The organism is Flavobacterium flevense, from assembly GCF_900142775.1.
Lineage (GTDB): Bacteria > Bacteroidota > Bacteroidia > Flavobacteriales > Flavobacteriaceae > Flavobacterium > Flavobacterium flevense.
The window spans coordinates 139,267-153,371 of record NZ_FRCC01000006.1; the positions used below are offsets into that span (position 1 = coordinate 139,267).

Sequence of the window (14,105 nt, forward strand, 5' to 3'; positions counted from 1 at the left end):
ATTATTTAAAAAGGTTCATTTTTATTGAATTTTAATGTCGTATTTATCCAGAAGTCCCGGAATTCCCTGCATGGAAAATTTAGCTTTTCGCATCGGGTTAAATTCAGGATCAATTTTATAGTTGTAAGCAGTCAGAAAGTTGACTTCTTTGAGTTCTGTATCATTAAAGACAGCATTATCTAAATTGCAATTATCAAAAACAGAATTGGAAAGATTCGTTCCAATAAAAGTTACTTCTTTCATCGAGCAGGAATTGAACTTGGTTTTTGGCATTTTTTTATTCGAAAAAGAAGCATAATCTAAAATGCAATCATTAAAACTCACGGCAAACATAAAATCGGCACAAGTATTAAAATGAATTCCCAAAAGTTTACAATTCGAAAAATGAACCGTTTTTAAGCTAGTTCCGCCCAGAGCCGTCATCGAAAGATTGCAATTGATGAACTCGCAATCCATAAAAGTATTATTTGAAAAATCACTATTTGAGAAATCACAGTTTTTAAAAACACAGTCTTCAAATTCGCGATTGCTTACTTTTTTATCGATAAAAACGACTTTATCAAATGTTTTCTGAATATGAATTAAATCTTCCATTAATCGTTAAATAAGGCTTTCATCATTGTTTTCAATCCTAAAAAAATCAAGTACATTGATGCTAAACAAGCAATGATTCCAATTCCTAAAACCAGATAATGCCATACATTTTGCTGATTCATAAAAGCATTGTAAATCAATGATGGACCAATAAAAAGTAAGGGCAAAGCACCTGTTAAATATCGAACTCCTTTGGATAATAATTCTTTGTTTGTTGACATATTTGAAAGTTAGGAGTTAGGAGTTAGAAGTTAGAAGTGGGAAGTTAGAAGTTAGAAGTGCGTGTGAACCATTACGTATAACTCATCACTTAGTATTAAAAAAATCAACTGCTTTACGTACGCTTCCGTGTTCTTTCAATAATTGAGCAGCTTCTTCATAACTTACAGGAATTTCGCCCATAATCATTTTGGTTCCACGATCAACTAATTTATTGTTGCTTAATTGCATATCAACCATTTTGTTGCCTTTTACTTTTCCTAGTTGAATCATCGTAGCAGTCGAAATCATATTCAAAACCAGTTTTTGGGCTGTTCCGGCTTTCATTCTCGAACTTCCGGTAACAAATTCCGGTCCTACAACCACATCAATAGGAAATTGCGCTGTTTGCGAAAGTGGACTTCCGGCGTTACAGGAAATACTTCCTGTAATAATATTGTTTTTGTTGCAGGTTTCTAAACCGCCAATAACATAAGGAGTAGTCCCCGAAGCCGCAATTCCTATGACAACATCATTCTCGTTGATATTGAATTCCTGCAAATCAATCCAGGCCTGAGTGGCATTGTCTTCGGCGTTTTCTACGGCTTTGCGAATGGCTTTATCTCCACCGGCAATAATTCCAACAACCAAATCAAATGGAACACCAAATGTAGGCGGACACTCAGAAGCATCCACAACGCCCAAACGTCCCGAAGTCCCTGCACCTATGTAAAATAAACGTCCGCCTTGTTTCATTTTAGTTACAATTTGTGCAACCAAAGTTTCGATTTGTGGTAAAGCTTTTTCAACAGCAAGTGGAACGGTTTTGTCTTCGTTGTTAATATTCGAAAGTAAATCAGCAACTGACATTTTTTCTAAATGTTCGTATTTTGAGGATTGTTCGGTGGTTTTTATGAAGGTCATTTTTTATTGGTGTTTTACTACAAAGGCACTAAGGCTTAAATTATTTTACAAAATTAGGTAATTAATTATGTAGAATTTACATGTTTATAGATGATTTTGAATTGCCTAAATTTTGAATTGCCTCCAGCTTCAGCTGGAGATAAATAAATGAATTCTAATTGGCTTTAGCCAAAATTATAATACTTTGGCTAAAGCCATTGCATACTATTTTGATTTTCCTCCAACTGAAGTTGGAGGCAATTAAAAGTGGTCTTAAAAATCACAAAAAATAAGCCAACACAATTCCTAAAATAATCATCGAAACTTTAGCAATATTAAATTTGTGTCCTTCGCTACTTTCGAAAATAATAGTTGAAGAAATATGGAATAATATCCCAATAACTACAGCGGTAATTTCGTTATGATATTCGTTTAAGCCAGTCAGATAATCAGAAGCAAAAGTTCCCAGCGGAGTCATCAATGCAAACGTAAGCATGAAAGCAAAAATGGCCTGTTTGTTCAGGTGCGAATTGATGAAAAATGTCGTTAAAATAATAGCAATAGGAAGATGGTGAATAGCAATACCAATAGCTAAATTGTCATGATGATGACCTACTGGGAAACCTTCCAGAAAAGCGTGAATACAAAGACTGATGAACAACAACCACGGAATATGAGACATGTTTGGGTGTCCGTGTACGTGTCCGTGCTCAGCACCTTTAGAGAAAAATTCCAATATAATTTGGAATAAAATCCCCAACATGATGCAAATTCCAATATTATCATTGTGACTTTCATAAACATCGGGCAAAAGATGCATTACGGTTAATGAAAGTAAAAACGAACCACTAAAAGCCAATAATAACTTTAGATTAGTTTTGTTTTTTGGTTTTAAAACCAATGCAATTAAATACCCAAGGAGTACCGATAGTAAAGGTAAAAGGTAGTTCATTATTTAAAAATAAGGATAAGTCGTTCGCTTTCTGTTTTGTGGAATTTTTTTAGTTTGTAGTCACCAAAGATGTCTAAAAGATAAATTCCAGCTTCTTCCATCATGGATTCAAAATCCTGTAAAGTCAGTGCTTTTACTTTTTCGGTAAAATGATACTTATGACCGCGGTCATCAAAATCAATTTCTTTAAAAATATGACCGTCTTTTACATAGCGCTTGATATGAAAATCAATGCCATCAACAGTTTTCACTTCTTCCGGAACCAGCGTACTGATAACCTGATTTACATTCATGAAATCAATAACAGCAAAACCATATTCTGACAGGCTGTTTTTGATTGCTTTTAACGTAGTCAGATTGTCATCATCGTTTTCAAAATAGCCAAAACTGGTAAACAAATTAAAAATAGCATCATACTTTTCTTCAAAAGGTTCGCGCATATCGTGCACTTTAAAATGCAGAGTTTCATTAGCGTTTTTGCTGGCTTCTGCAATACTGTTTTCGGATAAATCAGCCCCAATAACATCAAATCCTAACTGGTTTAAGTAAATAGCGTGACGCCCTTTGCCACAGGCTAAATCGAGAACTTTAGCATTTTCAGGAAGATTTAAATAATGGGTTAAATTATCCATAAAAAGCTGTGCCTCGCTTTCATTTCGTTCTTTGTAAAGGATGTGGTAATATGGAGTATCAAACCAGGAGCTGAACCATGTTTCATCCTGTTGCCCCTCATTTGTAATAGTTGTTTTTTGTATTGCAGACATTTATTCTTTTCAATTATTTCTATCCCGCAAATTTAGTGTATTTTTGTCGAAATATACTATTTCAGGTTGTTTGGAATTTGTACTCGGGCTGTAGCCAATGGGCGAAGCAATTTAACTATGGGAATTTAAAAAGAGAAATGGAAGAAAATTTTAAGATGATTGCCAAAACCTTTTTTGGTTTTGAAGAAATATTAGCAACTGAATTGAAAAATTTAGGAGCTCAGGAAGTAGAGCAGGGCGTAAGAATGGTTAGTTTTAAAGGAGATAAAGGATTTATGTACAAGGCTAATTTGTCTTTGCGTACGGCTTTAAAAATTTTAAAACCTATTTATTCTTTCAGAGCTAATAACGATCAGGCGTTATATAAAGGTGTTTCAGGAGTTAACTGGTCAAAATTTATTAATGCTAACCAAACTTTTGTAATTGATGCTACGGTGCATTCTACATATTTTAATCACACGGAATTTGTTTCTCAAAAATGTAAAGATGCTATTGTAGATCAATTTAGAGAACGAACAGGGCAACGTCCCAGTATTGATAAAGTACATCCTGATTTGCGAATTAACATTCATATTGATAAAGATCAGGTTTCAGTAGCATTAGACACATCAGGAAATGCGCTGAACCAACGTGGTTACAGAACCGCTACTAACATTGCACCTATAAACGAAGTTCTGGCTGCGGGAGTTTTATTGCTTTCCGGTTGGGATGGACAAACAGATTTCTTAGACCCAATGTGTGGTTCAGGAACTTTTCTAGCCGAAGCAGCGATGATTGCCTGTAATATTCCGGCAAATATTAACCGTAAAGAATTTGCTTTCGAAAAATGGAAAGACTGGGATAATGATTTGTTTGACAAAATTACCGATAGTTTATTAGGGAAAGTACGTGAGTTTCACCATACCATAAAAGGATATGATAAGGCGCCAAGTGCTGTAAGTAAGGCGAAAGACAATATCAGAAATGCTAACTTAGAAGAATATATAACGATAACTGAAGAAAATTTCTTTGACAGCGAAAAAACGTCGGAAGGGAAATTACATATTGTTTTTAATCCGCCTTATGATGAGCGTCTGGATATTCACATGGAAGAATTTTATAAAAATATAGGTGACACTTTAAAGCAGAGTTATCCGGGAACAAATGCCTGGTTTATTACAGGAAATCTGGAAGCTTTAAAGTTTGTAGGCTTAAGACCTTCCCGAAAAATAAAATTATTCAATGCCGGACTCGAAGCACGTTTAGTAAAATACGAAATGTACGAAGGAAGTAAACGTACTAAGTTTCAAGTCTAAAGGACTGAGATACTAAGAAAAATGTATGATCAAAAATAATAATTAATTAAGGTTTTGAAAAATTAAGTAGCTAAGATTAAATCTCAGTAACTTACAATCTCAGAATCTTAGTGACTAAAAAAAAGAAAATGACAAAATTACAAGTAAGAGCTTTTTTATACCAATTAGGATGTTTTGCCTGTTTATTTATTTTAGCCCGTTTTTTAGTAGAAAAATATACTGATTTAACTGGATTTTGGGTTCCGTTTATCGCGTTTGTGATTGGAACTTTTCTGTCTCCCAAGTTTCAGGCGGTAAAAACGAATGACGGAGAGAAATTATTTATGAAATGGGTTTTTTCTAAAAACATAAAAGAAATAGGATAGCACCATGTACCTAAAATAGAAAATGCCACTGGAAACAGTGGCATTTTTTAATATAATCTTTTTTTAGATTTAGAATTGGTATCTGATACCTAAAGCGATATCCGGACCAAAGTTGTCATTTCTAAAATCATCAGAATTGAAATACAATTCAGGTCTGATGTCAAGAGAAAGTAAAATTGGCACTTCGTCAAAACCGTACTCAATACCAAGGTCTCCTGCTACGAAAGCAAAAGTTCCGCTGTCATCAAAGTTGTTGTTGTCAATACTCCAGCTTCCAACACCACCACCAACACCAGCGTACCAGTTAAAACCTCCGTCAATATTCCAAACCCATTGGTAAAGACCAGTTAGTTTGAAGGCATCAACATTGTTGTTGTTTCTCCAGCCTAAATCTAACTCAAGTCTGTTGTTGTCAGACAATCCTCTTTGGTAAGAGATCTCTCCTCCAAAACCGTCATTGTCGCCTAAACGTAGACCTAAAGCATTTTTCGAAATTTCTTGTGCTTGCGTGCTGAATGCTAATCCCATTAGCATAAAAGCAGATAAAATGATTTTTTTCATAAATAAAGTTTTGTTATTGCAAATCTACAACTAATATTAACGAGATGTTTATCATATAATTATATCTTGTTATATAATTTCCACTTTTTGTTAGTATAAATTCAACAAGAAAAAACCTATTTGGACAGAATGATGGAAGCAATTAGTTGTTCTCCAGTGAGTTGTTCTTTTTCGACAGGGTTTTCAATTAAATTGTAGTTGGATTCCTGATAACGGAATAATTTCCATTTTTTTCGGTTATATTCTAATGCAGTTAAATTTTCAACCCAATCTCCCGAATTCAAGTACATGGTAGAACCGTTTTTGTTTGATTTTTTCAAAATTTTAGGTTCGTGAATATGTCCGCACAATACATAATCGTATTTGTTTTCAATAGCAATTTCAGTAGCTGTTTCTTCAAAATCCGAAATATGTTTGACGGCTTTTTTTACACTGGCTTTTATTTTTTTCGAAAAAGAATAAGGTTCTCTCCCCATTTTTTTTAAAAACCAATTAAAGAAACGATTGATTAAAATTAAATAGTCATAACCTAAGCCGCCTAATTTTGCAATCCATTTGGCATGGTTTACGGAAGCATCAAATACATCACCGTGAAATATCCAGGCTTTTTTATCGTCTAATTCTAAGACTAATTTATCGGCCAGAATAAAATTCCCCATGTTCATTTCGGTAAATTTTCGAAGCATCTCATCGTGATTCCCGGTAATGTAATACACTTTAGTTCCCTTAGAAGCAAAGCTGATAATTTTTTGGATTACTTTTAGATGAGATTTAGGAAAATAAGATTTTCTAAATTGCCAAATATCAATGATATCGCCATTTAATACTAAAATATTTGGTTTTATTGACAATAGATAGTTGTACAACTCCTTAGCGTGGCTTCCGTAAGTTCCTAAATGAACATCAGAAATTACAACTACTTCAACTTTTCTTTTTTTCAATGGATTTACAAATTTATTGTTTTGCAAATTAAGCTTGTAAATACGGATTAATGTTAAAGTTAAGGTTAATAAATAGTGTGTTGTATGTAAATTAAATGGTGATTTTTTATCGAAGAATGAAATCTTTAAATCATTAATTTTTAAAGCTAAAACTAAAATGGTACTTTTGTTCAAAATTAATTATAATGGCAGGAAATAGCTACGGAACCCTATTTAGAATAACTACTTTTGGAGAATCACATGGTGAGGCTTTAGGAGGAATCATTGATGGTTGTCCATCAGGAATTGCATTAGATTTTGATGCTATTCAATTAGAAATGTCAAGAAGAAAACCTGGACAATCAGCTATTGTTACCCAACGAAAAGAACCGGATGATGTACAGTTTTTATCCGGAATATTTGAAGGCAAAACAACTGGTACGCCAATTGGTTTTATTATTCCCAATACCAATCAAAAATCGGATGATTATTCGCATATAAAAGATAATTATCGACCTAGTCATGCTGATTACGTGTATGATCAAAAATATGGTTTTAGAGATTATCGCGGTGGCGGAAGAAGTTCAGCGCGTGAAACAGCCAGCAGGGTTGTAGCGGGAGCTATTGCAAAACAAATGTTATCTGATATTAAAATTCATGCTTTTGTTTCAGCTGTAGGGCCGCTTACTTTAGATAAGCCGTATCAGGATTTGGATTTTTCTAAAATAGAAAGCAATCCGGTACGTTGCCCTGATGAAGAGATGGCAGCAATAATGGAAAATTATATTAAACAAATTCGTAAAGAAGGAGATACTGTAGGTGGTGTGGTTACTTGTGTAATTCAAAATGTACCTGTAGGTCTGGGTGAACCTGTTTTTGATAAATTACATGCCGAATTAGGAAAAGCAATGCTTTCAATTAATGCGGTAAAAGGATTTGAATTTGGTAGCGGATTTGAAGGTTCTAAAATGAAAGGAAGTGAGCATAATGATTTGTACAATGCAGATGGTACCACCAGAACGAATCTTTCCGGAGGAATTCAGGGAGGAATAAGCAACGGAATGGATATTTATTTCCGTGTGGCTTTTAAACCGGTAGCTACTATCATGCAAAAACAGGAATCATTAGACAATAAAGGAAATATTACCGAAATGACAGGTAAAGGACGTCATGATCCTTGTGTAGTTCCTCGTGCTGTGCCTATTGTGGAAGCTATGGCAGCAATTGTATTAGCTGATTTTTATTTGATAAATAAAACGTATTAATATATAATCGTAATGATTTTTTCTTATTTTTACCCTATAGAGGTAAAAACGTTGAATAATTCTTTCGAAAATAGCTAAAACGCTTACAATAATTTAAAACTCCTCTTCTTTCAAGAGGAGTTTTTTTGTTTTTTAAATAATAATTTTAAATACTATCATAATATGAAGAAAAAGCTCGCCTTGCATTGGAAAATTTTATTGGGTATCATTTTTGGGTTGCTTTTTGGATTATTAATGAAAAATTTAGAGCTTAACGAGTTCGTTATAAATTGGATCAAACCTTTTGGAACCATTTTTATTAATTTATTAAAAGTGATTGCCGTTCCTTTAATTGTGGTCTCTCTAATTGTAGGATTGGCTGATTTAAAAGATATTTCTAAACTATCCCGATTAGGAGGGAGAACAGTAGTATTTTATTTAGGAACCACTGTTTTTGCGGTATCTATCGGACTTTTACTGGCTAATATTATAAAACCTGGTAGTTATATCAATGATGAGGCAAGGGAAAGTTTACTGATGAGTTTTTCCGGTGACGCTTCGCAAAAAATAGAATTAGCCCAAGCTGCAAAAGAAAATGGACCACTTCAGCCTCTGGTTGATATTGTACCGGATAATTTTTTTAGAGCATTAACGGATAATGCGAGCATGTTACAGGTTATTTTCTTTGTAGTGCTTATAGGAATTGGTTTGATTTTAATCGAAGAAGAAAAGGCAAAACCGGTAGTGGCTTTTTTTAAAGGGATGAATGATGTGATTTTAAAAATCATAGATATCATTATGTTGTTTTCGCCCTATGGTGTTTTTGCTTTAATGGCATCTTTAATGGTGGAAATCCCTGGTTTTTCTACTTTAGGAGCTCTTGTTATATATGGATTGACTGTAGTAACAGGTTTGCTGATAATGACTTTTGTATTTTATCCTGTTTTATTAATGGTATTTGCTAAGGTAAAACCAATACCGTTTTTTAAAGCAATAGCTCCGGCACAATTACTGGCTTTTTCAACGAGTTCTAGTGCTGCCACGCTTCCTGTAACAATGGAATGTGTAACAGAACGTCTTGGGGTTGATGAAGAAGTTTCCAGTTTTGTATTGCCTTTAGGAGCAACGGTAAACATGGATGGAACCAGTTTATATCAGGCAGTAGCCGCTATTTTTATTGCTCAGGCGATGTTGCCCGAACCCTTAGATTTAACAACTCAGTTAATGATTGTAGTTACAGCTACTCTGGCATCAATAGGTTCTGCAGCGGTTCCCAGTGCCGGAATGGTAATGCTGGTTATTGTGTTAGGACAGGCGGGAATTCCTGAGGCAGGTTTAGCGCTTATTTTCGCCATTGACAGACCTTTGGATATGTGCAGAACTGTAGTAAACATTACCAGTGATGCTACAGTAGCAACTATTGTGGCAAAATCAGTCGGGAAATTAAATGTAGTATCTAAAAATTGATTTTTTAACCGAGGTTTTATAAAGAAATCTTTTTATTAATTATCTCATTAATTTAAAATAACCCGATGGTTTTTTTTATATTTGATAAGATAATTATTGCTATACTTCTATGCGAATTGTTTTTTTATTAGTCTCCTTATCTCTTTTTAGTCAGTCTCCTAGTAAAGATGATAAAAAGACTATAAAAAACACGCAGCTTTTAGTAAAAGAAGCTTCTCAGTATTTACAGCAGGATAAATATGAATTATCTTTAAATACTTCCCGTTTAGCTTTATATCATGCTTTTAAAGATGATAATTTTTTGGCTGTAGCCAAATCTTACACTACTATTGCCGGAAATTATGAAGAGCTTGCTGAATTTAAAAAAGCTCTTTTTTATTATAAAAAAGCCCTGACTTATGCTGATAAAACTACTAATGATACTATAAAGTATGTTTTGTATAACAGGCTGGGAACTATATATTCTTTTAAAGAAAAGCAATATGATTTAGGATTGTTTTATTATAAAAAACATTTAGCAAGTAATCTCATAAAATCAGATTTTGATCAGCTTTATAAAACTAACCTTAATTTAGCCCGCGTTTATTTTGATGCTAAAAAATTCAAAGAAGGAAAAAACTATTTGGATTTTATTAATTCTAATCAGCAAAAGAATAATAATGTATCAAATCTAATACTTGTCAACACGCTCAATGGAATGTATTACAACCGCCAGGCTGATTTTACTAAGGCTGCGTCTTATTTTTCGAAAGCATTGGTTTTAGGGGAATCAGGAATGAATCAATCTGATTATTCGTATGCGGTAAAAGGATATGCTCAGTTTTTATTTGATAGTGGTGCTTATAAAAAGGGATATACTTACTTAGATTTATACCATCAGATTGAAAGTCAAATTAATGAAGCTACTAAAATAAATAAAGCTACTGTCGCCGGAATCAATTTGGAAATAGATGAATACAAGAGAAAATTAGATAAAATAGAAGTAGAAAGCCATTTTCAGGCTCAGGTATTAGAAAAAACTAAAATTATTTCATTCTTATTGATTATTTGTTTGTTGATATTACTGCTGTTTGTTTACACTCTTTACCGCAATTATAATTTAAAAAAGACCAAAAATTTAGAACTTACAGCTAAGAATTTAGAATTAGAACTTTCGAAAGAAAAAGCTGAAGCCGCTTCTAAACTTAAATCACAGTTTGTTTCAACCATCACCCATGAATTGCGTACACCCTTGTACGGCGTAATCGGAATTACGGATATGTTAGTAGATGAACACAAAGAATTAGCGGATAGTCCGCATTTAAAATCACTTAAATTTTCGGCAAAATATTTATTAGCATTAGTCAATGATGTTTTGCAAATTAATAAAATTGAGGAAAACAGAATTGTTCTGGAAAAAAAGACTTTTAATATTTCGGATGAAATTGAATTTATAAAAGATTCCATGTCTTTTTTAGCTAAAAAACATCAAAATGTTATTGAAATAGCAATTGATCCAGCTATTCCGGAGTATTTAATTGGAGATAAATTACGATTTTCCCAGATCATTATCAATTTGGTTAGTAATGCCTTGAAATTTACTCAGAATGGTATCGTGAGTATTTCGGCAAATTTAGTTGAGGTGAAGGATAAACTTCATTTTATAGCATTTAATATTCGGGATACCGGAGTAGGAATAGCCAAAGAAAATCAGGAAAAAATATTCGATAAATTTGTACAGCTGGAACGAAAAGAAATTGATTATCAGGGTACCGGATTAGGATTACCTATTGTGAAACAGCTGCTAAAATTGTTTGACAGTACTATTTCCTTAGAAAGCGAACCGGGAAAAGGAACAACGTTTAATTTTACGATTCCTTTTGAACATGATAAAGAAAAAACCAATGCCATAATTAATAATATAAATGTCGATTTATCGTTGGGCCCGGTTTTTAAAATTTTAATTGTTGATGATAATGTGATTAATCTTATTGTTACCAAAAAAACAATTGAAAAATTCAAATACAAATGTGCCACTACTGTTTCAGGTAAAGAAGCTTTAGACTTGATTGATAAGGAAGATTTTGATGTGGTATTAATGGATATTAATATGCCGGAAATGAATGGTTTTGAAACGACGAAACTAATTCGTAAAAAAGGAATAAAAACTCCTATTATTGCACTTACAGCATTTGATAAGGAAGAAGTAACTGAAGAAGCTATTTCAGCAGGTTTTGATGATATTATCAGTAAACCTTTTGATTCTGAAAAACTGTACAAAACCATTAATGAGACAGTGCGCAAAAACTAATGATGTTATATAAAAAAACCGTAAAAAATTTTTTTAACTAGTTTACGGTTGATGATAAAAGCTGTAAATTTTTAATACCAGCGTTTCTTATTTTGTTTTGAAGCATTAGATTTTCTCGATTTATGAGCATCACCGCTTCGGTTTGAATTTTTAGGTTTTGCAGCTGTTGAAGTACTTTCAGGACTTCCGGCATGCCATGGATAAGGATGATCGGTGATGGTTTTTACATCCACTTTTATAAGTTTTTGAATGTCTTTCCAGTATCCGTGCTCATCTTTACCGCAAAACGAAATTGCGATTCCGCCATTTCCTGCACGCCCTGTCCTTCCTATTCGGTGTACATACGTTTCAGGAATATTGGGTAAGTCAAAATTGATTACATAAGGCAATTGGTCAATATCAATTCCACGTGCTGCAATATCAGTAGCAACAAGAACGCCTACTTCCTTGTTTTTAAAAGCATCTAATACTCTTTGTCTTGCGTTTTGCGATTTGTCTCCGTGAATAGCTTCGGCAGCAATTCCTTTTTTACGCAAAGCTTTTACCACATTATCAGCACCATGTTTAGTTCTCGAAAAAACTAGTACATCGCTTAGATTTTCATTTTGAAGCAAGTTGTATAAAAGATTTCTTTTTTCTCCTTTTTCAACAAAATAAACGCGTTGTTCTACATTTTCGGCCGTAGAAGAAACCGGTGAAACGGTTACTGTTTCAGGATTAGTCAAAAACATTTCGGCTAATTCTCTGATGGCAATAGGCATAGTTGCCGAAAAAAACAGCGTTTGTCTGTTTTTAGGAGTCAGTTTTACAATTTTCTTTACATCATTTACAAATCCCATATCAAGCATCTGATCGGCTTCGTCTAAAACTAAATTGTGCAAATGATCTAAATCGATAAATCCCTGTTTGTGTAAATCCAATAATCTTCCCGGAGTAGCAATTAAAATGTCAATCCCGTTTTTTAAGGCATCTACCTGAGGATTTTGAGACACACCACCAAAAATGGTTAGTTGGGTCAGATTAGTGTATTTAGCATAAGTGTCAAAACTTTGTCCTATTTGTACTGCCAGTTCTCTGGTAGGAGTTACAACGAGAGCACGAATTTGTTTAGCTTTTTTAGAAGAACCTACAATGCGGTGTAATTGGTGAATAATGGGTATGGCAAAAGCGGCTGTTTTTCCTGTTCCTGTTTGTGCACAACCTATCAAATCATTTCCGGCTAAAATAAGCGGAATAGCTTGTTCCTGAATAGGTGTTGGGGTGGTATAGCCATGTTCGTATACGGCTTTTTGAATACTTTTTGAAAGTGATAAATCTTCGAATAACATAAGTTTGATATTAATTACCGTGTAATAAGTTACAACGATAAGTTGGGCAAAGATAGTATTATTATTCTTGATGCTCGTTTAATGCTGTCTTTACTCCCGATAAATCTTACTATTATTAAATAGTAGTTTCTTTTAAAGCTTTATTAGAATTGGATTTTATAAAGTCAGTTACCAGATAACCGATAAGTTTCCCTATTAAATGGTTGTTTTTATCTACGTCTAATTCAGGAGCACCTTCGCAAATGTGTAAATAACTGGCATGCTTGTTTTTTGCAAAAAAAGAAACAAACTGGCGTAATTCCTCTACCGAAAAACCGCTTAAAGTCATGGCGCTGCTTGCGATATTAGGTATGGCATCTAAATCAACTTCGATTCCAAAATAATCCGTTTTGATAAATTCCAGAGCCTGAACCATTTCTTTATCAAAATCTTTTTCTTTTCGAATATTGATACTGTCATAGGTACTGTAGCGTACTCTGTCTTCTGTTTTTTTAATAATATCCAAAACACTTTTTGAAGTGTAGTTTTCGTGTAAACCAAAAACAAAGTATTTTTTCAGGAAACCTTCTTCATACGCATACGAAAAACCATTTCCGCTATGGCGACCTTCTAAAATCCTGAAATCCGAATGTGCGTCAAAGTTTATCGCATTTACCGGTTTTCCTTTTGCAAGAGCAGTTCCTTTTATATTTCCGTAGGCATTATTGTGTCCGCCACCAATGATGATGGGGATTTTACCTAATTTGACAATGCTGAAAATGATATGAGAAACATCTTTGTCTATTTTTTTTACCAGCTGACTGAGCTTTACGCGGTCATCCATGTGGTTAAAATCCAGATTTTCTACTTCTTTCATTTCTTCCAGAACATTAATTTGTCCTAAAACAATGATTTGGTTTCCTTTGCAAAAACGATTGTGCTGAATGTTAGCAATGCTTTTGATGGCTTCGTTCCAGGCAGAGGCAGCACCGGGTCTTCCATAATTAGCTCTGATGCCTATGTCTTCCGGAATCCCTAAGAGAACATATTTAGCATCCGTATTTTTTATGTAGGAAATAGTGTTAGCGCCAGCAGGAACTGTCAGCATTTTTTCTCCAAATTTTATTTCTCCACTTCTATGGTTAGTGACTTTAGCAAGATCATTGATTGTAAAAGGTAGAAATTTATCCATGTGTGAAGAAAATTTTTTCTACAAAAATAATATAAATTCTTTACAGACGTTAT

Annotated in this window: 14 protein-coding genes; 5 read left to right on the forward strand and 9 right to left on the reverse strand. The window is 33.7% G+C overall.

Annotation, left to right across the window (positions count from 1 at the left end):
* Positions 1-21: 21 nt before the first annotated feature.
* The 5 genes from BUB89_RS11570 to BUB89_RS11590 form a co-directional block, all read right to left on the reverse strand.
* Complete coding sequence (locus tag BUB89_RS11570; RefSeq protein WP_073245231.1) at positions 22-594, reverse strand: pentapeptide repeat-containing protein; 573 nt, start codon at positions 592-594, stop codon at positions 22-24.
* On the reverse strand, positions 594-815 hold the full coding sequence (locus BUB89_RS11575) for a DUF6095 family protein (protein WP_073245232.1): 222 nt from the start codon (positions 813-815) through the stop codon (positions 594-596). Before BUB89_RS11575 ends, BUB89_RS11570 begins: the two co-directional genes overlap by 1 nt.
* Positions 816-900: 85 nt before the next feature.
* Positions 901-1,716, reverse strand: a complete 816-nt coding sequence (gene murQ, locus BUB89_RS11580) for an N-acetylmuramic acid 6-phosphate etherase (protein WP_073245234.1) — start codon at positions 1,714-1,716, stop codon at positions 901-903.
* Between the two features lie 259 nt (positions 1,717-1,975).
* Complete coding sequence (locus tag BUB89_RS11585; protein WP_073245236.1) at positions 1,976-2,647, reverse strand: ZIP family metal transporter; 672 nt, start codon at positions 2,645-2,647, stop codon at positions 1,976-1,978.
* Positions 2,647-3,411 (reverse strand): class I SAM-dependent methyltransferase, encoded by a 765-nt coding sequence (locus tag BUB89_RS11590; protein ID WP_073245238.1) that lies wholly within the window; start codon positions 3,409-3,411, stop codon positions 2,647-2,649. Before BUB89_RS11590 ends, BUB89_RS11585 begins: the two co-directional genes overlap by 1 nt.
* 137 nt (positions 3,412-3,548) lie before the next feature.
* Between BUB89_RS11590 and BUB89_RS11595 the strand changes: the two genes are divergently transcribed.
* The gene (locus tag BUB89_RS11595) at positions 3,549-4,706 is read left to right on the forward strand and encodes a THUMP domain-containing class I SAM-dependent RNA methyltransferase (protein ID WP_073245392.1); all 1,158 of its coding nucleotides are present in this window, start codon (positions 3,549-3,551) and stop codon (positions 4,704-4,706) included.
* 128 nt (positions 4,707-4,834) lie between these two features.
* Positions 4,835-5,071, forward strand: a complete 237-nt coding sequence (locus BUB89_RS11600; protein ID WP_073245240.1) for a hypothetical protein — start codon at positions 4,835-4,837, stop codon at positions 5,069-5,071.
* A gap of 69 nt (positions 5,072-5,140) precedes the next feature.
* Here BUB89_RS11600 and BUB89_RS11605 read toward each other — a convergent pair whose 3' ends face one another.
* Positions 5,141-5,632 (reverse strand): hypothetical protein, encoded by a 492-nt coding sequence (locus BUB89_RS11605; protein ID WP_073245242.1) that lies wholly within the window; start codon positions 5,630-5,632, stop codon positions 5,141-5,143.
* A 116-nt stretch (positions 5,633-5,748) separates the two neighbouring features.
* A complete protein-coding gene (locus BUB89_RS11610; RefSeq protein WP_073245394.1) occupies positions 5,749-6,573 on the reverse strand; it encodes a UDP-2,3-diacylglucosamine diphosphatase in 825 nt (274 codons plus the stop codon).
* Positions 6,574-6,758: 185 nt separating this feature from the next.
* On the opposite strand from BUB89_RS11610, the gene aroC reads away from it, so the two are divergent.
* The 3 genes from aroC to BUB89_RS11625 all read left to right on the forward strand — a co-directional run bounded on the left by aroC (position 6,759) and on the right by BUB89_RS11625 (position 11,553).
* Entirely contained in the window at positions 6,759-7,817 is a 1,059-nt protein-coding gene (gene aroC / locus BUB89_RS11615; protein ID WP_073245244.1) for a chorismate synthase, read from the forward strand.
* Between the two features lie 162 nt (positions 7,818-7,979).
* Positions 7,980-9,263 (forward strand): dicarboxylate/amino acid:cation symporter, encoded by a 1,284-nt coding sequence (locus BUB89_RS11620; protein WP_073245246.1) that lies wholly within the window; start codon positions 7,980-7,982, stop codon positions 9,261-9,263.
* 109 nt (positions 9,264-9,372) lie between these two features.
* Positions 9,373-11,553 carry an ATP-binding response regulator gene (locus BUB89_RS11625; RefSeq protein WP_073245248.1) on the forward strand — a complete coding sequence of 727 codons (2,181 nt, stop codon included), beginning with the start codon at positions 9,373-9,375 and terminating at the stop codon, positions 11,551-11,553.
* Between the two features lie 71 nt (positions 11,554-11,624).
* On the opposite strand, the gene BUB89_RS11630 is transcribed toward BUB89_RS11625, so the two are convergent.
* Complete coding sequence (locus BUB89_RS11630) at positions 11,625-12,881, reverse strand: DEAD/DEAH box helicase (protein WP_073245250.1); 1,257 nt, start codon at positions 12,879-12,881, stop codon at positions 11,625-11,627.
* A gap of 115 nt (positions 12,882-12,996) precedes the next feature.
* Positions 12,997-14,052 carry a formimidoylglutamase gene (locus BUB89_RS11635; protein ID WP_073245252.1) on the reverse strand — a complete coding sequence of 352 codons (1,056 nt, stop codon included), beginning with the start codon at positions 14,050-14,052 and terminating at the stop codon, positions 12,997-12,999.
* Positions 14,053-14,105 lie beyond the last annotated feature (53 nt).

What these genes read in the sequence shown, in the direction of transcription:
- BUB89_RS11570 (WP_073245231.1), bottom strand. Translation starts at nt 594, where the DNA reads ATGGAAGATTTAATTCATATTCAGAAAACATTTGATAAAGTCGTTTTT.
- BUB89_RS11575 (WP_073245232.1), bottom strand. Translation starts at nt 815, where the DNA reads ATGTCAACAAACAAAGAATTATTATCCAAAGGAGTTCGATATTTAACA.
- murQ (WP_073245234.1), bottom strand. Translation starts at nt 1,716, where the DNA reads ATGACCTTCATAAAAACCACCGAACAATCCTCAAAATACGAACATTTA.
- BUB89_RS11585 (WP_073245236.1), bottom strand. Translation starts at nt 2,647, where the DNA reads ATGAACTACCTTTTACCTTTACTATCGGTACTCCTTGGGTATTTAATT.
- BUB89_RS11590 (WP_073245238.1), bottom strand. Translation starts at nt 3,411, where the DNA reads ATGTCTGCAATACAAAAAACAACTATTACAAATGAGGGGCAACAGGAT.
- BUB89_RS11595 (WP_073245392.1), top strand. Translation starts at nt 3,549, where the DNA reads ATGGAAGAAAATTTTAAGATGATTGCCAAAACCTTTTTTGGTTTTGAA.
- BUB89_RS11600 (WP_073245240.1), top strand. Translation starts at nt 4,835, where the DNA reads ATGACAAAATTACAAGTAAGAGCTTTTTTATACCAATTAGGATGTTTT.
- BUB89_RS11605 (WP_073245242.1), bottom strand. Translation starts at nt 5,632, where the DNA reads ATGAAAAAAATCATTTTATCTGCTTTTATGCTAATGGGATTAGCATTC.
- aroC (WP_073245244.1), top strand. Translation starts at nt 6,759, where the DNA reads ATGGCAGGAAATAGCTACGGAACCCTATTTAGAATAACTACTTTTGGA.
- BUB89_RS11620 (WP_073245246.1), top strand. Translation starts at nt 7,980, where the DNA reads ATGAAGAAAAAGCTCGCCTTGCATTGGAAAATTTTATTGGGTATCATT.
- BUB89_RS11625 (WP_073245248.1), top strand. Translation starts at nt 9,373, where the DNA reads ATGCGAATTGTTTTTTTATTAGTCTCCTTATCTCTTTTTAGTCAGTCT.
- BUB89_RS11630 (WP_073245250.1), bottom strand. Translation starts at nt 12,881, where the DNA reads ATGTTATTCGAAGATTTATCACTTTCAAAAAGTATTCAAAAAGCCGTA.
- BUB89_RS11635 (WP_073245252.1), bottom strand. Translation starts at nt 14,052, where the DNA reads ATGGATAAATTTCTACCTTTTACAATCAATGATCTTGCTAAAGTCACT.